The organism is Streptomyces sp. DSM 120436 (genome assembly GCF_055778765.1).
Map to the genome: position 1 here is coordinate 2,268,570 of NZ_JBSKBS010000001.1, position 22,461 is coordinate 2,291,030.

Consider the following 22,461-nt stretch of genomic DNA (forward strand, 5'->3'; position numbering starts at 1 on the left):
GGGCGTGCGCCCGGGTCAAGAGGCGCGCACGATGCGGGCGCGCGGCCGGATCAGGAGTCGCCGCGGTCGTGCCCGGCCATCCGGGCGGACAGTGCGCCGTTGAACCGGGTGAGGAGCGCGCAGAACGCCTCGCGCTCCCCCGGCGCCCAGTCTTCGGTCAGCTCGGCCATCAACTGCCGCCGGGAGGAGCGCACTTCCTCCAGGCGGGCCTGGCCGCGCGGGGAGAGCTGGAGCACGACCGCGCGGCCGTCCTCGGGGTGCGAGGCCCGCTTGACCAGGCCGGTGTCCACGAGCGGCGCCACCTGCCGGGTGACGGTGGAGGAGTCGATCCCCATGCTCGCGGCCAGGGCCTTGACGCCCATCGGGCCTTCCTTGTCGAGCCGGTTGAGCAGCAGGTAGGCGGCGCGGTCCATGGAGTTGCGGACCTGGCCGACCCCGCCGAGCCGGGTCTGTTCGGCACGGCGGGCGAAGAGCGCCACCTCGTGCTGCAGAGTGTCGAGAAGACCGGTGTCACCGTCCGCGGCCGGATCGGTCGTCAGGTCCATCGACATGTCAGGTGTAGTGGGCATGGCGGGGGGCTCACTTCGTGATGGGCTGCTGATGGGACGACAGGGTACGCGGCCGGGGCGCGGACCGTACCGGGGCTGTGGAAAGCGGCTGTCCGCGGGCCGGTCACAGCGCCCGCCCTCCCCGGGGGAACTGCGATGCTGGGGACATGAGCCACAGCACGGCCGGCCGACTGCGGACCGTCACCCTCGACGACGTGCACGGCGCTCGGAAGACGCTCTCCGGCGTGGCCCGCACGACCGCTCTGGAGGGCAGCCGGCACCTGTCCCGGCAGGTGGGCGCGCCGACGCTGCTGAAGTGCGAGAACCTTCAGCGGACCGGGTCCTTCAAGCTGCGCGGCGCGTACGTGCGGATCGCCGGGCTGCTCCCCGAGGAGCGGGCCGCGGGGGTCGTCGCGGCGAGCGCGGGCAACCACGCGCAGGGCGTGGCGCTGGCGTCGGCGCTGCTCGGGGTGCGGTCCACGGTGTTCATGCCGAAGGGCGCCCCGCTGCCGAAGATCAGCGCGACCCGGGAGTACGGCGCCGAGGTGCGCCTGCACGGCCAGGTGGTGGACGAGTCGCTGGCCGCGGCGCAGGAGTACGCGCGCGAGACGGGCGCGGTGTTCATCCACCCCTTCGACCACCCGGACGTCATCGCCGGCCAGGGCACGGTGGGGCTGGAGATCCTGGAGCAGTGCCCCGAGGTGCGCACGATCGTCGTCGGGGTCGGCGGGGGCGGCCTGGCCGCCGGGGTCGCGGTCGCGGTGAAGGCGCTGCGGCCGGACGTGCGGATCGTCGGCGTGCAGGCGGAGGGCGCGGCGGCCTACCCGCCGTCGCTGGCCGCCGGGCACCCGGTGTCGCTGGACCACCCGGTCACGATGGCCGACGGGATCAAGGTGGGCCGGCCCGGTGACGTGCCGTTCGAACTGGTCGGCGAGCTGGTGGACGAGGTGTGCACGGTCACCGAGGACGAGCTGTCGACCGCGCTGCTGCTGTGTCTGGAGCGGGCCAAGCTGGTGGTCGAGCCGGCCGGGGCGAGCCCGGTCGCGGCGCTGCTGAGCCGGCCCGGGGCCTTCGAGGGGCCGGTCGTCGCGGTGCTGTCCGGCGGCAACGTGGACCCGGTGCTGATGGAACGGGTGCTGCGGCACGGCATGGCGGCGCAGGGCCGCTACCTGGCCGTCCGGCTGCGGCTGACGGACCGGCCGGGCGCCCTGGCGTCGCTGCTGGGGGCGCTGTCCGCGGTCGACGCCAACGTCCTCGACGTGAGCCACATGCGGACCGACCCGCGGCTGGGACTCACGGAGGCGGAGGTCGAGCTGCACCTGGAGACCAAGGGGCCGGCGCACTGCGCCGAGGTCCGGCAGGCGCTGCGCGACGCGGGTTACCCGGTGATCGGCTGAGGCCGGAGGCGGCTTCACCCTTTCGGGTAAATCCGTTGAGAGACGCGATACATCGCGTTAGCGTGTGTCTCTCGTCACGGTGTGGCCGTCGGCGCCCCGGCGCCCTCCCGGGCGCACACCCGGCACATGCCGGGGCACGAACCTAGGCTTTTCCGAAGAATCACGACGACGGGGAGGTTCCTATGCCAGGTGCCATTCAAGCCGAAGGTCTGGTGAAGACCTTCGGAAACGTCAAGGCACTGGACGGCGTCGACCTCGAGGTCCCCGAGGGAACCGTCCTGGGACTGCTCGGGCCCAACGGCGCGGGCAAGACCACCACCGTCCGCTGTCTCACCACCCTGCTGCGTCCCGACAGCGGCAGGGCCGTCGTCGCCGGCATCGACGTGCTGAAGCACCCCGACGCCGTGCGCCGCTCGATCGGCCTGTCCGGCCAGTTCGCCGCCGTCGACGAGTACCTCACCGGCCGGGAGAACCTCCAGATGGTCGGCCAGTTGTACCAGATGAGGGCCAGGGCCGCCCGGGCCCGCGCGGACGAGCTGCTGGAGCAGTTCCACCTGGCGGACGCGGCCGACCGCACGGCGAAGACCTACTCCGGCGGCATGCGCCGCCGGCTCGACCTCGCCGCCGCCCTGGTCGTCTCCCCGCCCGTGATGTTCATGGACGAACCGACGACCGGTCTCGACCCGCGCAACCGCCAGCAGCTCTGGGACGTGATCAAGGACCTCGTCTCCGGCGGCACGACCCTGCTGCTCACCACGCAGTACCTGGAGGAGGCCGACCACCTGGCGCACGACATCGCGGTCGTCGACCAGGGCCGGGTCATCGCCCAGGGCACCTCCGACCAGCTCAAGACCCGCACCGGCGGCGAGCGCGTCGAGGTCGTGGTGCACGAGCGCGAGCACATCCGCACCGCGGCCGCCCTCCTCGACAAGTACAGCCTGCGCGGCCCCGGCCACGGCGACACCACGGTCGAGGAGCACATGCGCAAGATCACCACACCGGTCTCCGGCGGGGCGAAGCTGCTCGCCGAGATCATCCGCGAGCTCGACGCCGACGGCATCGAGATCGACGACATCGGGCTGCGCCGCCCCACCCTCGACGACGTGTTCCTCTCCCTCACCGGCCACGCCGCCGAGTCCGCCCCGTCCGACGCCGAGGAGGCCGCGAAGTGAGCGCCGTCACCGAATCCACGCGGGTCGCGTCCCCCGGCAACGCCTTCAGCCGTTCGGTCCGCGACTCGCCGGTCGTCGCCAAGCGCAAGCTGATCCGCATGGCCCGCATCCCGAATTTTGTCCGCTCAGCTGGATTTCGTTTCCACTCACGCTGCATCCCTGGTCGCCGCCTGATCGGGAGAGAGGGGGGCGCCGCATGAGCACGGTCGCCGACTCGCTGGTCATCGCCCGCAGGAACCTCATTCGGATGACCAGGATTCCTGAAATGATCCTTTTTGGTGTCATCCAGCCAGTTATGTTCGTAGTTCTGTTCACGTACGTCTTCGGCGGCTCCATCAATATTCCGGGGGCGCCCTCGGGTAGCGCGAGCGCCTACAAGGAATTCCTGATGGCCGGCATCTTCGCCCAGACCGTCACGTTCGCCACGGCGGGCGCGGGGGCGGGCATCGCCGACGACATGCACAAGGGCCTCATCGATCGCTTCCGCTCCCTGCCGATGTCACGTGGTGCGGTGCTGACCGGCCGCACCCTCGCCGACCTGGTGCAGACGGCCGTGACGCTGGCCGTGCTGGCGGGCGTGGCCCTGATCGTAGGCTGGCGAGCCGACGAGAACCTCGGCAAGGTGCTCGCGGGCTTCGGTCTCCTCCTTCTCCTCGGGTACGCGTTCACCTGGATCGGCGCGTTGATCGGCCTGTCCGTACGCACTCCCGAGGCCGCGACCTCGGGCGGCCTGATCTGGCTGTTTCCGTTGACGTTCATCTCGAACGCCTTCGTCCCGGTCAACGGCATGCCCACGTTCCTTCAGTACGTCGCGGAGTGGAATCCGTTCAGCGCCACAGTGGCGGCGGCGCGCGGGTTGTTCGGCAACACGTTTGACGGTGTGCCGAAGTCGGTGACTGGCGCATGGCCGATGGAACACCCGGTCTGGGCCTCGTTGGCCTGGTCCGTGCTGATCATCGTCGTCTTCCGAACGCTGGCAGTGCGCAAGTACCGCAAGGCAGCGCACTGAGCGCGACTCCGGGCGGCGTCTGACATGGAGCGGACAGCAAGTGGCCCAGAGCCGAACCCTCCAGCTCTGGGCCGCCTGCTGCTGCATGACGTCAGCAGAAGAGCTTGTAGGGCGTGCTGCCCTGCCAGACGGTGCGCCCGTTGTAGACCGCAGCGGCCCACGTGGTCATGTTTCCGCATGCCGGCTTGGGGGCCGACACCCTGTGAGTGCCGGCGGTGAACGTCTTGCAGCCGGACGCGACTGTGATGTCCGGGTAGTAAGGGTGCTGTGTATTGAGGTAGACACAGAGCTCGGTGCCGATCGGGTTGGGCCCGTACAGGGTCGCCTCGGCGTAAACCCTGCCACCAGACAGGTAGGGGAGCTTGGCCACGCCAGTGGCCTGCGCACCCGCCTGGGCCGAGAACGCCGTGCCCATCACCAGGGTCGCCGCCGCCACACCCGTTCCGAGTATCTTCGTCAATACCTTGATCAGGATCAACTCCTCGCGTCTTGATGATCTCGTCGCGCCTCACGGTGTTCGATCGAGGCTGAGAGTACGCAGCGTCGTAACTGAGCGAACAGCTGATTTCTAGCCCCGAAATGCTCATTTTGGGCTGGTTCAGCTCATCAGGTTCGTGGTGCTGTTCACCTACGTGTTCGGCAACCCGGGCGTCTCCACCTCGGACGCCTGGCCGATGCAGCACCCGGTGTGGGCGTCGGTGATCTACTCGGTGCTGATCATCGCGGTCTTCCGGACCCTGGCCGTGCGCCGGTACCGCTCGGCGGCGGCATGACGGAGCCCCCGGCGCCGCTCAGGCGCAGGGGGCCCGTGGGGACTCGCGTGCGTCGGGTCAGCCGTCGTACGGCTCGGCCTTGAGGATCTTCACCGACGCCTTCTTGCCGTTCGGCAGTTCGTACTCCGCGTCCTCGCCGACCTTGTGGCCCATCACGCCGGTGCCCAGCGGGGACTGCGGTGAGTAGGTCTCGATCTCGGAGCTCGCGTACTCGCGGGAGGCGAGCAGGAAGGTCAGCGTGTCGTCCTCGTCACCGTCGAAGGCGATCGTCACGACCATGCCCGGCGCCACCGTGCCGTCGGCCGCAGGGGGCGTGCCCACCTTGGCGTTCTCGAGGAGCTGGGTGAGCTGGCGCACACGGAGCTCCTGCTTGCCCTGCTCCTCCTTGGCCGCGTGGTACCCGCCGTTCTCACGCAGGTCGCCCTCCTCACGCGCGGCGGCGATCTTGGCGGCGATCTCCGTGCGCGCGGGACCAGTAAGGTACGCAAGCTCTTCCTTGAGCTTGTTGTACGCCTCCTGGGTCAGCCAGGTGACGTTCTCGCTGGTCTGGGTCACAGGTGCTCCTCGTAGTTACCGGGAATACAAAGCAACGCCCTCCCAGAAGGATGGTCCTCCGGGGACGGGCGAAACCACGAGCCTAACAATTGAGTGCCCGTAGGGGGAGGACATAAGCCGCCGTACCCGCGTCAGCGCAGGTCAGCGGCCCGTTATTCCCCGTCGCGTCACTCGGCGTGACAGCCGAGGAGCTCCGCACTGGTGCCGGGGGAGGTGGTGCGCAGCGTGACCACCTCGTCGATGCGGGTGGCGTCCCCGTCGAAGCGGAAGTCGGCGCGGCCGACCTCGGCGCCGTCCGCGGACTGGGAGCGCACGGTGCAGTAACCGACGACGCCGGCGTCCTTGTGCACCTCCAGGTGCACCTTCACCGCGTCCTCGCCGGTCTCGAAGCGGATCAGCTCGGCGCTGATCTCGTTCTGCGCGACGTAGTGGTAGCCGAACCAGCCGATCATGGCGGCGAACAGGACGGCGAGCACCCCGCCGACGACCTTGAGCGTGCGGTCGGCGCGCTGGTCCGAGGAGCGGCCGTAACGGCCCTCGGGGGTCCGCGTGCTCGACGTGCTCATGATCGTCTCCTCGGCAGGAAGGGACCGGCGTCCCCGGACCGTCCCCGGGAGCGGCGCTCCGGAATTTTTCGCCCCCCGGTTCCGTCACTATAGAAGCCTGCCACTGCGCCGCCGCACACAGGGCGCCCAACGACTTGAGGATTGAGTCTTGACTGACCAGCTGCGACTGATGGCCGTGCACGCCCACCCCGACGACGAGTCGAGCAAGGGCGCGGCCACCATGGCGAAGTACGTGTCCGAGGGGGTGGACGTGCTGGTGGTGACCTGCACGGGCGGGGAGCGCGGCTCCATCCTCAATCCCAAGCTCCAGGGGGACCCGTACATCGAGGAGCACATCCACGAGGTGCGCAAGAAGGAGATGGACGAGGCGCGCGAGATCCTCGGCGTGAAGCAGGAGTGGCTGGGCTTCGTGGACTCCGGGCTGCCCGAGGGCGACCCGCTGCCGCCGCTGCCGGAGGGCTGCTTCGCCCTGGAGGACGTCGACAAGGCGGCGGGCGAGCTGGTGCGCAAGATCCGCTCCTTCCGGCCCCAGGTGATCACCACCTACGACGAGAACGGCGGCTACCCGCACCCCGACCACATCATGACCCACAAGATCACGATGGTGGCGTTCGAGGGCGCGGCGGACACCGAGAAGTACCCGGAGGGCGAGTTCGGCCCGGCGTACCAGCCGCTGAAGGTGTACTACAACCAGGGCTTCAACCGGCCCCGCACCGAGGCGCTGCACCGGGCGATGCTGGAGCGCGGCCTCGAGTCGCCCTACGGCGACTGGCTGAAGCGGTGGGACGAGTTCGAGCGCAAGGAGCGCACGCTCACCACGCACGTGCCGTGCGCCGACTTCTTCGAGATCCGCGACAAGGCGCTGATCGCGCACCGCACGCAGATCGACCCCGACGGGGGCTGGTTCCGGGTGCCGCTGGACCTCCAGAAGGAGGTCTGGCCGACGGAGGAGTACGAGCTCGCGAAGTCGCTCGTGGACACCTCCCTCCCCGAGGACGACCTCTTCGCGGGCATCCGGGACAATGGCTGACATGAGCGCAAGCGCAAGCCTGGCAATGACCCACCTGGTCCCCCTCGCCCAGGAATTCGACGAGGACAAGGTCACCCCCGGCGTCCTCGGCTTCATCGTCTTCGCGGTGATGGCCGTGGCGGTCTGGGGGCTGATGAAGTCGATGAACCGGCACATGGGCCGCGTGAACTTCGCGGAGGCGGACGAGACCGCCGCGGACGGCGCCGTCTCCGACGGCGGCAACTCCACGGCCTGACACCAGGCCCACAGCCCTACGGCACCCGGCAGCTACGCCGGGTGCCGCATGCCGTGCGCCTGCGGCCGGCCCCGGTCGCCGTGCACCGCGCGCCCGGTGCGCGCCCCCGGCGAGGGCGGCGCACGCCGACGGCGTGGCTGAGCGGCCCCGGGCCGGCCCCCGGCGCTCGGCCCGCGGCGTTTGCACACGCCTCGCGACCGCCGTCCCGGCGGCCCGTCCCGGCGGCTGGGCGCAGCCGCGAGGAATCCGGCCCGCAAGCCGCGCCCCCGCGTGCCCCGGAGGCGCCCCGGAGGGGGTTCTCACGCGTCCAGCGGGACCGGCACCCCCATCACCTCGCGGGCGTGGCGGCCCGGGACCAGGCCGAGGTTCCAGGCCTGCCAGCCGGCGTCGAGGCTGACGCCGCGCTCCAGGAGGAGCCGGTAGGCCTCGACGCAGTCGGTGAGTTTCGGGTCGCGGGCCGGGTGGACCGCGGCGGCCAGGTCGGCGAGTTCCTGCTGGGCCACCGCCGTGCCGACCTCCGTGCCGCCCGGGGCCGCGTACGGCAGGAGTGTGCAGCGCAGGAAGCGCGCCCAGTCCTCGCCGCGCCGGTCGCCGTAGGAGGCGAACAGCGTCACCGCCTCGTCGCACAGCGCCAGCGCCTGCTGGGTGCGGGCGTTGCCCGCGTCGACGACCGCCAGCTCCAGGCACGTCCACGCCTCGCCGTGCGCCACCTGGATCCGCTGGAAGTCGGCGCGCGCGTCCACCAGGAGCTGCCGGGCGAAGCCGGAGTTGCGCAGTGAGCCGGTCCGGGCCGCCCGCTGGTCGCGGGTCACCCGCGCCGAGTGGTGGCGGGCACAGGCCAGACCGTAGACGTCCCGCATGCGGGAGAACATCGTGCGGGCGCGTTCCAGCTCGCGCACCGCGCGGTCCAGGTCGCCGCTCTCCTCCAGGGCCTGCCCCAGGTAGTACAGCGTCCACGCCTCGCCGCGCGCGTCCTCGTTGTCCCGGTGCCGGGCGGTGGCCCGGCGCAGCTCCTCCACCGCCGGCCCCGCGTCCCCGTCCACCAGCCGGGCCCGCGCCAGCTCGGTCAGCGCCCACGCCTCGCCGCGCGCGTCGCGGGTGCGGCCGTACAGGCCGAGGGCGGTGCGCAGCTCCTCCTCCGCGCGGGGCACGTCGCCGCGCCGCAGGTGCAGCTGTCCGAGCTGGAAGTGCGCCCACGCCTGCCCGTGCAGGGACTCGCCCGCGCGGTGCAGCACCAGCGACCCGGTGAGCAGCTCCAGCGCCTCCGCCAGCCGGGCCCGGTCCCGCTCCACGGCGGCCAGCGCGTGCATCGTCCAGGCGCGGTCGGTGGCCAGCGCGTCGGACGCCTGGAGGTCCATCGCCTCCCGCAGCCGCGCCGACGCCTCCGTCAGGTTGCCCTGGTGGTGCAGGGTGATGCCGAGCGAGGTCAGCGCCCGCGCCGCCCCCGCCTCGTGCCGCGCCTCCCGGTACAGGTCCACCACGGACGTCAGGGTGGTCCGCGCCGTGTCCAGCTCGCCGAGCTGCCGTGCCGCGATGCCCGTGCGCCACTGCACGGAGCGGACCAGCAGCCCCTCGTCGACGGTCTGCGCCAGCTCGTTGATCTCGCCCAGCCGGTAGAGGTCGCCGCGCAGCAGGCAGTAGTCGCACAGGGCGCCCAGCAGGTTCAGCACCGCGGCCCGGTTCACGCCCTCGGCGTGCCGCAGCGCCGCCGTGATGAAGCTGGACTCGTCGTCCAGCCAGCGCAGCGCCTCGTCCAGGGAGGTGAAGCCGTACGGGCCGAAGCGGTCGGAGCGGGTCGACATGTTGCCGTCGACCAGCCGCAGCACCGAGTCGGCGAGCTCGGCGTAGGTGACGATCAGCCGTTCGTGCGCGGCGGCGCGCTCCTCCGGGTCCTCCTCGTCGAGGAGGCGGGCCTGCGCGAAGGCGCGCACCAGGGCGTGCAGCCGGTACCGGCCGTGCCGGACGCGGTCGATCAGCCCGGCCCGGTGCAGCGCCTCCAGGTGCCGGGTGGCCTCCGCCTCGTCGGTGGAGAGCAGCGCCGCCGCGGCGGCCGCGCCCAGCGAGGCGCGCCCGGCCAGGGCCAGCCGGCGCAGCAGCCGCCGTACGGTGTCCGGCTGGTCGGTGTAGCGCAGCCACAGGGCGCGCTCGACGGGTTCGACGGGCCCGTAGCCGCCGAGGTCGGTGGCGAGGGTGAGCGCGGAGCGCGGCCCGAGGGCGGCACCGGCCAGCCGCAGCGCCAGCGGCAGGCCCCCGCACAGCTCCCGTACCCGCTCCGCGGACTCGGCGTCGTAGGGGCCGGAGGCGTCCTGTGCGGCGGCGGTCAGCAGTTCCTCCGCGCCGGCCGCGTCCAGCGGCTCCACCGGCAGCCGGTGCACCCGCGCGGGCAGGTCCTCGGGCAGCCCCAGCGGGGAGCGGGAGGTGACCAGCACCAGGCTGTCGGAGCGCTCGGGGAGGAGCGTGCGGACCTGCTGCGGGTCGGAGGCGTCGTCGAGGACGATGGTGACCGGTGTGCCGGTCAGATGCTGGTGGTACAGCTCGCTCAGCCGTCTGACCTGCTGGTCCGGGGAGGTCCGCTCCCGGAACAGCAGCTGTTCGCGCGGCGCGCCGAGCCGGTTCAGCAGGTGCAGCAGCGCGTCCCGCGTGGACAGCGCGGGCTCGCCGGAGCCGTCGCCGCGCAGGTCGACCACGCAGGCCCCGCGGAAGTAGTCCTTCAGCTCGTGCGCCGCCCGCACCGCCAGCGTCGTACGGCCGCTGCCGGGCGCCCCGTGCAGCACCACCACCGTGGGTCTGGTCTCCGTGCTCGCGCGGGCCGCCTGCACCCACTGCCGGATCCGCGCCATCTCCTGCCGCCGCCCCGCGAACGGGCCGTGCGGCTCCGGGAGCTGCCCGAACGACTGCTCCAGGACACTCCGTCCGCGGGCCGCCGCGCTCTTGTCGGCGCCCCGCAGCCGCGGCCCGGTCCGTTTCGGCGCCGTGGACGCGGCGAGGATCCGCTGCTGGTCGAGGAAGGGCCGGATGCCGCGCACCTCCAGCGCCGTCAGCCACTGCAGCCGCAGCTGCTCCACCCCGCCCGGCTGGCCGGCCGCGCCGGCGCGGTGGTGAGCGGCGGGCAGGTGCGACCCGGCGACCTTCACCACGGTCGTCGCCGCTCCGGCCACCCCGACGGCCACGCCCGCGCCGAGCGCGGTCCCGGTGCCCGTGCCGAGCGCCATGTCGGCGACGACCGCCGCCACACCCGCGACCCCGGCCACCAGCAACGGCGTCCCGCCGCCCTCACGGGCGTACCGCTGCCGGAACGTGAGCCGGTCCGCCTCCGCCTCGTCCAGGGCGCGGGTGTACGCCGCGTACTCCTCGGCCGCCGTGCGCGCCATCGCGTCCAGCGCGCCACGCGCCCGGGAGAGCAGCACCTTGCCGTCGGTGCGCCCGCCCGACCGGCGCACCTCCTCCTCCACGGCCCGCGCCAACAGCCGTTCGGCATCGGCCCGATGACCGTCCCTCATGTCCCGTCCCCCTCCGGCGGCGATCGCGTCCCTACGAGTGTGCTGCGGCCGGGGCCCCGGCGCGAGGGTGTGACGGCCCTCGACCGCGCCGTCATGCTCCCTTCACGCGCCGGGGCGCCCGGGGCGCGGGACGTGCCGCGGCGCCGCCCGTCCCGCGCCGGGCGGGCGGAGTGCGCGAGGATGGAGACATGGCGAACCGACTTGCGCAGGCCACGTCCCCCTACCTCCTCCAGCACGCCGACAACCCCGTCGACTGGTGGACCTGGTCCGAGGAGGCCTTCGCGGAGGCGCGGCGGCGCGACGTGCCGGTGCTGCTGAGCGTCGGCTACTCCAGCTGCCACTGGTGCCACGTCATGGCCCACGAGTCCTTCGAGGACCGGGCCACCGCCGACGAGATGAACGCGCACTTCGTCAACATCAAGGTCGACCGCGAGGAGCGGCCGGACGTCGACGCCGTGTACATGGAGGCGGTGCAGGCGGCGACCGGGCACGGCGGCTGGCCGATGACGGTGTTCCTCACCCCCGACGCCGAGCCGTTCTACTTCGGCACCTACTTCCCGCCGGAGCCCCGGCACGGCATGCCGTCGTTCCGGCAGGTGCTGGAGGGCGTCCGGCAGGCCTGGGAGGAACGGCGGGACGAGGTCGGCGAGGTCGCCGGGAAGATCACGCGGGACCTGGCCGGCCGGGAGCTGTCCGTCGGCGACGACCAGGTGCCCGGCGAGCAGGAGCTGGCGCAGGCGCTGCTCGGCCTGACCCGCGAGTACGACGCGCGGCGCGGCGGCTTCGGCGGGGCGCCGAAGTTCCCGCCGTCCATGGTGATCGAGTTCCTGCTGCGGCACCACGCCCGCACCGGCGCGGAGGGCGCGCTGCAGATGGCGGCGGACACCTGCGAGCGGATGGCGCGCGGCGGCATCTACGACCAGCTCGGCGGCGGCTTCGCCCGCTACTCCGTGGACCGCGACTGGGTGGTCCCGCACTTCGAGAAGATGCTCTACGACAACGCCCTGCTCTGCCGGGTCTACGCCCACCTGTGGCGGAGCACCGGCTCGGAGCCGGCGCGCCGGGTCGCGCTGGAGACGGCCGACTTCATGGTCCGCGAGCTGCGCACACCGGAGGGCGGGTTCGCGTCCGCGCTGGACGCCGACAGCGACGACGGCACCGGACGGCACGTGGAGGGCGCCTACTACGTGTGGACGCCGGCGCAGCTGCGCGAGGTGCTCGGCGACGCGGACGCGGAGCTGGCCGCCCGGTACTTCGGGGTGACCGAGGAGGGCACCTTCGAGGAGGGCGCGTCGGTGCTCCAGCTCCCGCAGCGCGACGAGGTGTTCGACGCGTCCCGCGTCGACGGCATCCGGGAGCGGCTGCTCGCGGCGCGCGACCGGCGGCCCGCGCCCGGACGGGACGACAAGGTGGTCGCCGCCTGGAACGGCCTGGCGATCGCCGCGCTCGCCGAGACCGGCGCGTACTTCGGCCGGCCGGACCTGGTCGAGGCCGCGGTGGCCGCCGGTGACCTGCTGGTGCGGGTGCACCTGGACGAGCACGCCCGCATCGCCCGGACCAGCAAGGACGGCCGGGCGGGCGGCAACGCGGGCGTGCTGGAGGACTACGCCGACGTCGCCGAGGGCTTCCTGGCGCTGGCGTCGGTGACCGGCGAGGGCGTGTGGCTGGACTTCGCGGGCCTGCTCGTCGACCACATCCTGACCCGCTTCCGGGACGCCGGGTCGGGCGCGCTGTACGACACGGCGTCGGACGCGGAGCGGCTGATCCGGCGCCCGCAGGACCCGACGGACAACGCGGCCCCGTCCGGCTGGACCGCCGCCGCGGGCGCGCTGCTCGGCTACGCCGCGCACACCGGCTCCGAGCCGCACCGCACGGCCGCCGAGCGGGCCCTGGGCGTGGTGAAGGCGCTCGGCCCGCGCGTGCCGCGGTTCATCGGCTGGGGCCTGGCGGTCGCCGAGGCCGTGCTGGACGGGCCGCGCGAGGTCGCGGTGGTCGGGCGGGGCCCGGACGACCCGGCGACCGCGGAGCTGCACCGCACGGCCCTGCTGGGCACCGCGCCCGGCGCGGTGGTCGCCGTGGGCACGGCAGGCGGCGACGAGTTCCCGCTGCTCGCGGACCGCCCCCTCGTCGACGGCGCCCCGGCCGCCTACGTCTGCCGCGACTTCACCTGCGACGCCCCGACCACCGACCCGGACCGGCTGCGGACGGCGCTCGGCGGGCGGGCGTGAGAGTCGTCGTACGGCGTCGTCAGCCGCGCTCCGCCCGCGACGCCACCGCGCGCTCCACGATCGCCTCCAGTTGCTCGTGGTGCGCGCCCTTCCAGTAGGCACGCCCGCAGTCGCAGCACTGGGCGAACACGTCGTACGTGCGGTGGGTGCCCTCCTCGAGCTGGTCGGCGACGTCCTCCTTGCCGGCCGCGCGCAGCAGCCCGTTGCAGGCGGTGCAGCGGGTCCAGGGCCGCAGCTCGGGGGCGAACCGGTCGAGGACGTACGCCAGCTGCTCCTCGGGGCGGGTGCTGTAGACGAAGGCGCCCGCCCACAGTTCGCGGCGGCGCAGCAGGCCCCGGTCGCGGCTGAGCATGACCCGCTGCTCGGCGGCCGAGCGGGCGGCCAGCGCGGGGTCGCCGATGTCGGTCGACTCGTACGCGGTGTCCACGCCCAGCAGCCGCAGCCGGCGGGCGAGGGTGCCGAGGTGGACGTCGAGCAGGAAGCGCAGGGGGGCGCCGGGCACCCGCTGCGGGTGGGCGTGGGGGCGGACGGTCACCGACTCGCCGGCGGCCGGGACGTGTCCGGCGGGCACCTCGCGGCCGTCCACCAGCAGCGTGCCGACCTCGGTCAGCGGGACGCCGAGGGACTCGACGACGTGGCCGAGGCTGGAGACGCCGTCGGTGGGTGTCCGGAGGGTGCCTGTGGGGCGTGCCCGGGGGACGAAGAGGAGCAGCTCGGGAGCGAACTCGACGCGGATCTCGGGACCGTTCACCCGGTCAGGATGGCACGTCCGGGGCGCGGCGCCGCGGGAGGTCGCGGCGGGCAGGCCGTGCTCGGCGGCGTCGATGGCGTCGACGGCCCGGTCGGTGGGGCCGGTGGGCCGCCGTGGCCGTCGCGGTGGCGTCCCGTCCGGGTACGCCGCGTCGGCGGAGCGGGCGGGGGCGAGGGCGGGCAGGGCGAGCCGCTCGGCGACGGCGTGGGCGTCGCACAGGCGGCGGGCCCGGGCGTCGCGCCGGTAGTGCCGGGCGTCGTGCCCGGTGGCGCAGGGCCGGGCCGCGTCCGCCCCAGGGCCGGCGGCCGGAGCGCGTCCGGGCACGAGACCGGAGCGCGTCCGGGCACGAGAAAGGCCGCGGCATCGGTGCCGCGGCCTTGCGTGCGGGGCGGAACGCTCCCCGGGGCCCCTACGCGTGCTGGTGGGCCACCAGCGAGATCCCCACGTAGTGGGCGATGAAGGCGGCCAGGGTGAAGGAGTGGAACACCTCGTGGAAGCCGAACCAGCGGGGCGAGGGGTTGGGCTTCTTGAGGCCGTAGACGATGCCGCCGACGCTGTAGAGCACGCCGCCCACGATGACCAGGACGACCACGGCGACGCCGCCGGCGCGCAGGAAGTCCGGCAGGTAGAACACCGCGGCCCAGCCCATCGCGATGTAGCAGGGCGTGTAGAGCCAGCGCGGGGCGCCGACCCAGAAGACGCGGAAGAGGATCCCGGCGGCCGCCGCGGCCCAGATGCCCCACAGCAGCCAGCGGCCCTCGGAGTCGGGCAGCAGCAGGACCGTCAGCGGGGTGTAGGTGCCCGCGATGATCAGGAAGATGTTGGCGTGGTCGAGGCGGCGCAGCACGCCGTCCATGCGGGGGCTCCAGTCGCCCCGGTGGTACAGCGCGCTCACGCCGAAGAGCAGGCAGGCGGTCAGGGCGTAGACACCGCAGGCGAGGCGGCCCCGGGGGGAGTCGGCGGACGCGGTGAGGGCCAGCCCGGCGACCAGTGCGGCCGGGAACATGCCGAGGTGGAGCCAGCCGCGGAGCTTCGGCTTGACGGGATGCGGCAGAGAGGTCGCCACCGGGCCCCGGCCTTCGGCCTGAGGGTCCTTGGGCGTGTCGGGGGCGAACGCAGTCATGTCGGCATGGTACCTACGGGACCGTAAGTTACGCCTCTGGACGATCTGTCGGGCCCTGCGAAGTGGCCATCCTCTCACGCCGGCCGGTGCGCCCCGTCACGCAAAGATTCGGTCTCGTCCCCTCCATGTGCGCGTAAAGCCGCACGACAACCGTGGTCAGCGTCACGTTGCTCACTTGTGAGGCCCTCTGGACAGATGGGCGCGCACATCGGATGATCAAATGAGTGCGGTCGACACCGGATGAGCGCCCAAGTCACCACTTCCCGCATCCGGGTCGCAGCCCCCACGGGGCCTCCACAACCACAAAACCCTCATTTAGGAGCAAACGTGGCGCGCGACATCGCGGAACCCGGCGTCCCCACCACCCACCAGGGACTGATCTCCTGGGTCAACGAGATCGCAGAGCTGACGCAGCCGGACAACGTGGTCTGGTGCGACGGCTCGGAAGCCGAGTACGAGCGCCTGTGCGAGGAGCTCGTCGCCAAGGGCACGTTCAGGAAGCTCGATCCGGTCAAGCGCCCGAACTCCTACTACGCGGCCTCCGACCCGACCGACGTCGCCCGGGTCGAGGACCGGACCTTCATCTGCTCCGAGAAGGAGGAGGACGCCGGCCCGACCAACCACTGGAAGGCCCCCGCCGAGATGCGGGAGATCTTCCAGGGCGAGAAGGGCGTCTTCCGCGGCTCCATGCGCGGCCGCACCATGTACGTCGTCCCCTTCTGCATGGGCCCGCTCGGCTCGCCGCTGTCCGCCCTCGGCGTGGAGATCACCGACTCCGCGTACGTCGCCGTCTCCATGCGCACCATGACCCGCATGGGACAGCCGGTCCTGGACGAACTCGGCTCCGACGGCTTCTTCGTCAAGGCCGTGCACTCCGTCGGCGCCCCGCTGGAGCCCGGCCAGGAGGACGTCCCCTGGCCCTGCAACAGCACCAAGTACATCTCGCACTTCCCCGAGGACCGCGAGATCTGGTCCTACGGCTCCGGCTACGGCGGCAACGCCCTGCTCGGCAAGAAGTGCTACGCCCTGCGCATCGCCTCCGTCATGGCCCGCGACGAGGGCTGGCTCGCCGAGCACATGCTGATCCTCAAGCTCACCCCGCCGCGCGGCGAGTCCAAGTACGTCGCCGCCGCCTTCCCGAGCGCCTGCGGCAAGACCAACCTCGCCATGCTGGAGCCGACCGTCCCCGGCTGGACGGTCGAGACCATCGGCGACGACATCGCCTGGATGCGCTTCGGCGAGGACGGCCGCCTCTACGCCATCAACCCCGAGGCCGGTTTCTTCGGCGTCGCGCCCGGCACCGGCGAGCACACCAACGCCAACGCCATGAAGACCCTGTGGGGCAACTCCGTCTTCACCAACGTCGCCCTCACCGACGACGGCGACGTGTGGTGGGAGGGCATGACGGAGGAGCCCCCGGCCCACCTCACCGACTGGAAGGGCAACGACTGGACCCCGGAGTCGGGGACCCCGGCGGCCCACCCCAACGCCCGTTTCACGGTGCCCGCGTCCCAGTGCCCGATCATCGCGCCGGAGTGGGAGGACCCCAAGGGCGTGCCGATCTCGGCGATCCTCTTCGGCGGCCGCCGCGCCACGGCCGTACCGCTGGTGACGGAGTCCTTCGACTGGAACCACGGCGTCTTCCTCGGCGCCAACGTGGCCTCCGAGAAGACCGCCGCCGCCGAGGGCAAGGTCGGCGAGCTGCGCCGCGACCCGTTCGCCATGCTGCCGTTCTGCGGCTACAACATGGGCGACTACATGGCCCACTGGATCGACGTGGCGAAGGACAAGGACCAGTCCAAGCTGCCGAAGATCTACTACGTCAACTGGTTCCGCAAGAACGACGAGGGCGCGTTCGTCTGGCCCGGCTTCGGCGAGAACAGCCGCGTCCTGAAGTGGATCGTGGAGCGCCTGGAGGGCAAGGCGGAGGGCGTCGAGACGCCGATCGGCATCCTGCCGACGAAGGACGCCCTCGACACGGACGGCCTCGACCTCTCCGACAGCGACCTGGACTTCCTGCTCACCGTGGACAAGGAGGTGTGGCGCGAGGAGGCCGCCCTGGTCCCCGAGCACCTCGACACCTTCGGCGACCACACCCCGAAGGAGCTGTGGGACCAGCACCGGGCGCTGGTGGAGCGCCTGGGCTGACCACGCCCGCACAGACCCCGCGGCCGGCCGGTATGAGGATGCCCTGACCAGCGATCGTCACGATCCGGCCGGCCGCGGAACACACCGGCGGGACCCCGCACAACGGCGTGCGGGACACCGGTCCCGGCGCCGCCCCGTCCGTCCGCCCCGACGGACGACCACGCGGCACCGGGCCCGCCCCCGCCTCTTTCGGCACGGCCCGCCCAGGGGCTCACGAACGTGCCGGGACCCGACGGACGCCCCGGTCCTCCCGGACCGGGGCGTCCGGCTGTCCGCCGAGGCACCCGCGACGGCGCTCAGGCCGCGTGGTCGTGGGCGGTGAAGGTCACGCGCGCGCCGTCGTCGTCCAGGGGGCTTCGCGGCACGCGCCCGCCGCACGCGCCCGCCGCACGCGGCACGCGCCCGCCGCACGCGGCGACGGCTGCCGGAGGCCGGGTCTCGGGCCGTCCCCCCGATCGCACTTGACCTGGAGCGCGCTCCAGATCTGAGGATGGGGGGCATGGACATCGACACCACTGACCCCCAGATCGTCCTCGGGACGATGGACTTCGGTACCCGCGTGGGCCCGGACGACGCTTTCGCGATCCTCGATTCCTTCGTCGGCGGAGGCGGTGTCTGGCTCGACACCGCGAACTGCTATTCCTTCTGGGCCGATCCGAGTGGCGTCGGCGGTGCCAGCGAGCGTGTCATCGGCGCGTGGCTCCGATCCCGCCCCGGCGCGCGCGACGCGGTGCGGATCGCGACGAAGGTCCGGCAGAATCCGCTCGTTCCGCACTCCTGGCCACAGAGCGCCGAAGGGCTTTCCGCCCCTGCCGTACGCATGGGTGTCGAGGGGAGCCTGGGGCGCCTCGGGGTCGACCACGTCGATCTCCTCTGGGCTCACGCCGAGGACCGCACTGTGCCGCTGGAGGAGACCGTCGGCGCCTTCGGCGAGCTGGTCACGAAGGGAGCGGCTCTGCGCGTCGGGGCGGCGAATCATGCTGCCTGGCGCGTCGAGCGCGCCCGGTCACTCGCCCGGGAGCAGGGCGTGGAGCCGTGGACGGCCCTGCAGCTGCGCCACTCACTTGTCCAGCCGCGCCCCCTCACCCCGCTCGCGGAGGGCGGCCATCGCCTGCTCACCGACGAGGACCTGGACCTCGCGCGGTCGGAGGGGCTCACCATGTGGTCGTACAGCTCGCTGATGTGGGGTTCCTACGTGCGCGCGGACAAGCCCCTTCCGCGGACCTATGATCACCCCGGTACCACCCGGGTGCTCTCGGTTCTGGACGACGTGGCCGGCGAACTGGCGGCCACGAGGAACCAGGTCGTCCTCGCATGGCTGATGCGCCGGGGGATCGACCCCATCGTCGGCGTGAGCCGGGTGGAGCAGATCGAGGAGGCACTCGCCGCACGCCGTGTGCGGCTGAGCGACGAACACCTGGCGCGCTTCGCCGAAGCGCGGTAGCAACGGCCGGACAAGGAGCCCTGTGACCACTCTCCTCACCCCGGCAGCAGCGGCCGACCGCACCGGCGTCTCCATCGACACACTGCGCTACTACGAGCGCGAAGGGCTGATCGGACCGATCCGGCGCTCCCCCGGGGGGCGCCGGGAGTACACCGAGGACGACCTTTTCTGGATCGGTCTGGTCACGTGCTTTCGTGACGCCGGCCTCGGCATCGCGGATCTGCGGGAATTCGTCGCCATCCTGCGCGCCGAGCATTCTGCGCAGGACCGGGTCGCCTTCCTCCGCGAGCGCCGTGCCACCCTGGAGCAGCGGGTGGCGGCGCTGCGCCGGGCCCTGGAGGTCCTCGACGACAAGATCGCCTACTACAGCTGAGTGCCGCGGGTCCCGCGCTCGACGTGGGCTCCGCCCACCGCACATCGCCCACCGCCCCTGCTCCCTCGCCATCTGAAGCCGGCAGTGGCACGCCGTCCGTGCTCACTCGGGCGGACAGATGGGCTCACGGCATTCCCGCTGTCACCTCGGTCCCCGTTGCGTGATCCCCGCGCCGAACAACGGGGCCGAGATGATCGACAACGATCCACCCCGCAGGTGACGACGAGCCCGCCTGTGCGGCACCTGTCGCGCTACGGCTCAGCCGGTGCCCCGTCCAAGCGGCTGAGGATGTGCGGAGGGGCAAGCAGCGGGATGGACTTGGGCGCTGCCGTCCGGCGCAGGAGCAGCAACGGCGACGGCGGCGACTGCGTCGAGGCCTGCGACGCCCGCACCGCCGGCGTCCCCGTCCGCGACTCCAAGGCCCCGGCGGTCCCGTCCCGACCGTCGCGGCCCCTGCCCGGGCCTCCTTCGTGGAGGCGCTCGAGTAACAGGGGCCGTGCGCCGGGGACGGCCGGGTGGTGCGTACAGCCCGAGCCGGGACGTGGTGTGGCGCCCGGTCCGCGCGTCGCTGCGGGTTGCGCGCGGACCGGGGCCGTACGGGGGAGCCCCGTGGGGGCTCAGTGGGCGGAGGACGCGAGGGGGCGCGGCTTCAGGGCCGCGGTGTGCGCGTCCATCCGCTCGGCGGCCAGGATCGCCGCCGTCGTGTCCGCCCGGGACGCGGCGACGACCAGGGCGCGTCCGGCGAGCGCGTGCGCCCTCCGGTGCAGGGCCGCCGGGTCGGGCTCGCGGCGGTGCGCGGCCGCCGTCGCACGGGCCGGCGTACGTCCTCCCCGCAGGCGGGTGATCTCCTGGGCGAGCCGCTCGGCCGCGGTCTCCAGATCGGCCGAGGGCGCTGCCGCGCGCAGCTCGTCGGTGACGGCGAGCAGGGCGGCGAGATGGCCCGCGAGCTGGATGTCCAGCTCCTCCTCGCGGGACCTGTGGGGGAAGTCGTGGGGGCCGGCCATCGTGCTGTGGACCGACTTGGAGCGGATCGGTTCGTACATGGATGGCCTCCTGGGTGCTGACAGGAAGACATCCTAGCTTAGATTCTGTCTAAAGTTGAGTCGGGTTTGGAATTGACCGGTTTCAGGTGTGGTGCGCGGGTCGCTCCGGCGTGCGCGGCCGGCCGGGCCGGCGTGGCGCCGGCCCTCAGTGCTGGCTGTAACCGTCGAGGAAGCGGGCGATGCGGCCGACCGCGTCCCGCAGGTCGGTGACCGACGGCAGGGTGACCACCCGGAAGTGGTCCGGGTCCGGCCAGTTGAAGCCGGTGCCCTGCACGACCATGATCTTCTCGCTGCGCAGCAGGTCCAGCACCATCCGCCGGTCGTCCTCGATCGTGAAGACCTTGGGGTCCAGGCGCGGGAAGAGGTACAGCGCGCCCTTGGGCTTCACGCAGCTCACGCCCGGGATCTGGGTCAGCAGCTCGTAGGCCGCGTCCCGCTGCTCGCGCAGCCGCCCGCCCGGCAGCACCAGGTCGTCGATCGTCTGGCGGCCGCTGAGCGCCGCGACCACCCCGTGCTGGCCCGGCATGTTCGCGCACAGGCGCATGTTGGCCAGGACGGTCAGGCCCTCGATGTAGGAGTCGGCGTGGGCGCGCGGGCCGGAGATCGACATCCAGCCCACCCGGTAGCCGGCCACCCGGTACGCCTTCGACATGCCGTTGAAGGTGAGGGTGAGCAGGTCGGGGGCGACGGACGCGGTCGGCACGTGCCGCGCGTCGTCGTAGAGGATCTTGTCGTAGATCTCGTCCGAGCAGACCAGCAGGTTGTGGCGGCGGGCGATGTCGGTCAGGCCCTTGAGCACCGCCTCGTCGTAGACCGCGCCGGTCGGGTTGTTCGGGTTGATGATCACGATCGCCTTGGTGCGGTCGGTGACCTTGCGCTCCACGTCGGCGAGGTCCGGCATCCAGTCGGACTGCTCGTCGCAGCGGTAGTGCACCGCCGTGCCGCCGGAGAGGGAGACGGCGGCCGTCCACAGCGGGTAGTCGGGCGCGGGGACGAGCACCTCGTCGCCGTCGTCGAGCAGGCCCTGCATCGCCATCACGATCAGCTCGGACACGCCGTTGCCGATGAAGACGTGCTCGACGTCGGTCTCGATGCCGAGCGTCTGGTTGTGCATGACGACCGCCCGGCGCGCGGCCAGCAGGCCCTTGGCGTCGCCGTAGCCGTGCGCCGTCGACACGTTGCGGAGGATGTCCTCGAGGATCTCGGGCGGGCACTCGAAGCCGAACGCCGCCGGGTTGCCCGTGTTCAGCTTGAGAATGCGGTGACCGGCCGCTTCCAGCCGCATCGCCTCCTCGAGCACCGGGCCCCGGATCTCGTAACAGACGTTGGCGAGCTTGGTCGACTGGATCACCTGCATGCTGGGAGCTTACGGCCCGGTATGGCCCCTCGGGCCGTGTTTTCCGCCACGTGAGACGCGTCGGTTCGGGTGTTTTCGTCCCCGGTGGGGCGGTCGCGGGCGCGCGTCTCCCCCGCCCCTGCGCCGGGCCTCCGCGTGCCCGGCGTTCAGGGATGGGCCTCTTGGCCGTCCCGTGTCCGGCCGCCGCCGGAAACGCGCCCTTGTCCGCCCGGCGTCCCCATGCTGACAATGCGCATGACAATTTTGTGGGCGGTCGGAGCGATCCGGCCGCCCGACGCCGCATTGAGGGGACCCCACATGAGAAAACCTCTCGTCGTCGCGCTCTGCGCCCTGGCGCTCGCCGGGGCGGGCGCGGCCCCCGCGGTCGCCGCCGCGCCTCACCCCACGGGCGCGGCCCCGGCCCCGGCCGGGGCCGTCGCGGACACCCTGCCGGGGCGCACCGCGCCGAAGGCCGCCGCGGTGAACTTCGCGGGCACCGTCTCGCTGAGCAACTGCTCCGGCTCCGTCGTCCGCATGCCGGGCTCGGCCGCCACCGACCCGGCGCTGGTGCTCACCAACGGCCACTGCCTGGAGAGCGGCTTCCCCGCGCCCGGCCAGGTCCTCACCGACCGGGCGTCCAGCCGCACCTTCGGCCTGCTGAACGCCTCCGGCACCAGGGTCGCCACCCTGCGCGCCGACCGGCTGGTCTACGCGACCATGACCGACACGGACGCCGCGATCTACCGCCTGAACACCACGTACGCGCGCATCAAGAGCTCGTACGGGATCGACCCGCTGACCCTCAGCGGCAGCCGCCCGGCCGCCGGCACCGCCATCAGCGTGGTCTCCGGCTACTGGAAGCGGATCTACCGCTGCTCCGTCGACGGCTTCGCCCACCGGCTGAAGGAGGGCGACTGGACCTGGAAGGACTCGGTCCGCTACACCTCCGCCTGCGACACCATCGGCGGGACCTCCGGTTCCCCGGTGGTCGACGACGCCACCGGACAGGTGGTCGCCGTCAACAACACCGGCAACGAGGACGGCGGCCGCTGCACGCTCAACAACCCGTGCGAGGTCGACGCGAACGGCGGCGTCACGGTCCGCCAGGGCGTCAACTACGCCCAGCAGACCTACCCCTTCACCGCCTGCTTCACCACCGGCAACCGGCTCGACCTGAGCGCGAGCGGCTGTACCGTGCCCAAGCCCTGACAGGCCCGGCGGGGCGGACGG

At 72.5% G+C, this 22,461-nt stretch carries 20 protein-coding genes and 1 pseudogene; 12 read left to right on the top strand and 9 right to left on the bottom strand.

Annotation, left to right across the window (positions count from 1 at the left end; translation table 11 throughout):
- Positions 1–50: 50 nt before the first annotated feature.
- Positions 51–551 carry a MarR family winged helix-turn-helix transcriptional regulator gene (locus tag ACWH4W_RS10485; RefSeq protein WP_473077466.1) on the bottom strand — a complete coding sequence of 167 codons (501 nt, stop codon included), beginning with the start codon at positions 549–551 and terminating at the stop codon, positions 51–53.
- A 164-nt stretch (positions 552–715) separates the two neighbouring features.
- Here ACWH4W_RS10485 and ilvA point away from each other — a divergent pair, with 164 nt between their 5' ends.
- From ilvA to ACWH4W_RS10505, 4 genes are all read left to right on the top strand, one after another.
- Positions 716–1,945 (top strand): threonine ammonia-lyase, encoded by a 1,230-nt coding sequence (ilvA, locus tag ACWH4W_RS10490; protein ID WP_473075494.1) that lies wholly within the window; start codon positions 716–718, stop codon positions 1,943–1,945.
- A 182-nt stretch (positions 1,946–2,127) separates the two neighbouring features.
- Positions 2,128–3,117 (top strand): ATP-binding cassette domain-containing protein, encoded by a 990-nt coding sequence (locus tag ACWH4W_RS10495; protein WP_473075495.1) that lies wholly within the window; start codon positions 2,128–2,130, stop codon positions 3,115–3,117.
- Positions 3,114–3,317 carry a hypothetical protein gene (locus ACWH4W_RS10500; RefSeq protein ID WP_473075496.1) on the top strand — a complete coding sequence of 68 codons (204 nt, stop codon included), beginning with the start codon at positions 3,114–3,116 and terminating at the stop codon, positions 3,315–3,317. Before ACWH4W_RS10495 ends, ACWH4W_RS10500 begins: the two co-directional genes overlap by 4 nt.
- Complete coding sequence (locus ACWH4W_RS10505; protein ID WP_473075497.1) at positions 3,314–4,126, top strand: ABC transporter permease; 813 nt, start codon at positions 3,314–3,316, stop codon at positions 4,124–4,126. The genes ACWH4W_RS10500 and ACWH4W_RS10505 overlap by 4 nt, the downstream gene beginning before the upstream one ends.
- Positions 4,127–4,217: 91 nt before the next feature.
- Here the strand turns inward: ACWH4W_RS10505 and ACWH4W_RS10510 are convergent, their stop codons facing one another.
- Positions 4,218–4,604 (bottom strand): hypothetical protein, encoded by a 387-nt coding sequence (locus ACWH4W_RS10510; RefSeq protein WP_473075498.1) that lies wholly within the window; start codon positions 4,602–4,604, stop codon positions 4,218–4,220.
- Positions 4,605–4,758: 154 nt separating this feature from the next.
- Here ACWH4W_RS10510 and ACWH4W_RS10515 point away from each other — a divergent pair.
- A pseudogene (locus ACWH4W_RS10515) lies at positions 4,759–4,899 on the top strand (ABC transporter permease); the annotation flags it as partial.
- 57 nt (positions 4,900–4,956) lie between these two features.
- Here the strand turns inward: ACWH4W_RS10515 and greA are convergent.
- A complete protein-coding gene (greA, locus tag ACWH4W_RS10520; protein WP_473075499.1) occupies positions 4,957–5,454 on the bottom strand; it encodes a transcription elongation factor GreA in 498 nt (165 codons plus the stop codon).
- A gap of 167 nt (positions 5,455–5,621) precedes the next feature.
- Positions 5,622–6,020 (bottom strand): DUF4307 domain-containing protein, encoded by a 399-nt coding sequence (locus ACWH4W_RS10525; protein ID WP_473075500.1) that lies wholly within the window; start codon positions 6,018–6,020, stop codon positions 5,622–5,624.
- Positions 6,021–6,168: 148 nt separating this feature from the next.
- On the opposite strand from ACWH4W_RS10525, the gene mca reads away from it, so the two are divergent.
- The gene (gene mca / locus ACWH4W_RS10530) at positions 6,169–7,050 is read left to right on the top strand and encodes a mycothiol conjugate amidase Mca (RefSeq protein WP_473075501.1); all 882 of its coding nucleotides are present in this window, start codon (positions 6,169–6,171) and stop codon (positions 7,048–7,050) included.
- Positions 7,043–7,285 (top strand): hypothetical protein, encoded by a 243-nt coding sequence (locus ACWH4W_RS10535; protein WP_473075502.1) that lies wholly within the window; start codon positions 7,043–7,045, stop codon positions 7,283–7,285. Before mca ends, ACWH4W_RS10535 begins: the two co-directional genes overlap by 8 nt.
- 299 nt (positions 7,286–7,584) lie before the next feature.
- Here the strand turns inward: ACWH4W_RS10535 and ACWH4W_RS10540 are convergent, their stop codons facing one another.
- Positions 7,585–10,785: a tetratricopeptide repeat protein gene (locus ACWH4W_RS10540; RefSeq protein WP_473075503.1), complete on the bottom strand. Its 3,201-nt coding sequence runs from the start codon at positions 10,783–10,785 to the stop codon at positions 7,585–7,587.
- 188 nt (positions 10,786–10,973) lie between these two features.
- Here ACWH4W_RS10540 and ACWH4W_RS10545 point away from each other — a divergent pair, with 188 nt between their 5' ends.
- On the top strand, positions 10,974–13,013 hold the full coding sequence (locus ACWH4W_RS10545; protein WP_473075504.1) for a thioredoxin domain-containing protein: 2,040 nt from the start codon (positions 10,974–10,976) through the stop codon (positions 13,011–13,013).
- Positions 13,014–13,032: 19 nt separating this feature from the next.
- On the opposite strand, the gene ACWH4W_RS10550 is transcribed toward ACWH4W_RS10545, so the two are convergent.
- Together ACWH4W_RS10550 and trhA are read right to left on the bottom strand one after the other, a co-directional pair.
- A complete protein-coding gene (locus tag ACWH4W_RS10550) occupies positions 13,033–13,764 on the bottom strand; it encodes a Mut7-C RNAse domain-containing protein (protein ID WP_473077467.1) in 732 nt (243 codons plus the stop codon).
- Between the two features lie 409 nt (positions 13,765–14,173).
- The gene (gene trhA / locus ACWH4W_RS10555; protein WP_473075505.1) at positions 14,174–14,887 is read right to left on the bottom strand and encodes a PAQR family membrane homeostasis protein TrhA; all 714 of its coding nucleotides are present in this window, start codon (positions 14,885–14,887) and stop codon (positions 14,174–14,176) included.
- 327 nt (positions 14,888–15,214) lie between these two features.
- Between trhA and ACWH4W_RS10560 the strand changes: the two genes are divergently transcribed.
- The 3 genes from ACWH4W_RS10560 (at position 15,215) to ACWH4W_RS10570 (ending at position 18,852) form a co-directional block, all read left to right on the top strand.
- Positions 15,215–17,035, top strand: a complete 1,821-nt coding sequence (locus ACWH4W_RS10560; protein ID WP_473075506.1) for a phosphoenolpyruvate carboxykinase (GTP) — start codon at positions 15,215–15,217, stop codon at positions 17,033–17,035.
- A gap of 490 nt (positions 17,036–17,525) precedes the next feature.
- Positions 17,526–18,479 (top strand): aldo/keto reductase, encoded by a 954-nt coding sequence (locus tag ACWH4W_RS10565; protein WP_473075507.1) that lies wholly within the window; start codon positions 17,526–17,528, stop codon positions 18,477–18,479.
- Between the two features lie 22 nt (positions 18,480–18,501).
- The gene (locus ACWH4W_RS10570) at positions 18,502–18,852 is read left to right on the top strand and encodes a MerR family transcriptional regulator (RefSeq protein ID WP_473075508.1); all 351 of its coding nucleotides are present in this window, start codon (positions 18,502–18,504) and stop codon (positions 18,850–18,852) included.
- Positions 18,853–19,469: 617 nt separating this feature from the next.
- Here the strand turns inward: ACWH4W_RS10570 and ACWH4W_RS10575 are convergent.
- Complete coding sequence (locus ACWH4W_RS10575) at positions 19,470–19,895, bottom strand: SCO4983 family protein (protein ID WP_473075509.1); 426 nt, start codon at positions 19,893–19,895, stop codon at positions 19,470–19,472.
- A 145-nt stretch (positions 19,896–20,040) separates the two neighbouring features.
- Positions 20,041–21,252, bottom strand: a complete 1,212-nt coding sequence (locus tag ACWH4W_RS10580) for a pyridoxal phosphate-dependent aminotransferase (protein WP_473075510.1) — start codon at positions 21,250–21,252, stop codon at positions 20,041–20,043.
- A 297-nt stretch (positions 21,253–21,549) separates the two neighbouring features.
- Between ACWH4W_RS10580 and ACWH4W_RS10585 the strand changes: the two genes are divergently transcribed.
- The gene (locus tag ACWH4W_RS10585) at positions 21,550–22,440 is read left to right on the top strand and encodes a S1 family peptidase (RefSeq protein WP_473075511.1); all 891 of its coding nucleotides are present in this window, start codon (positions 21,550–21,552) and stop codon (positions 22,438–22,440) included.
- Positions 22,441–22,461 lie beyond the last annotated feature (21 nt).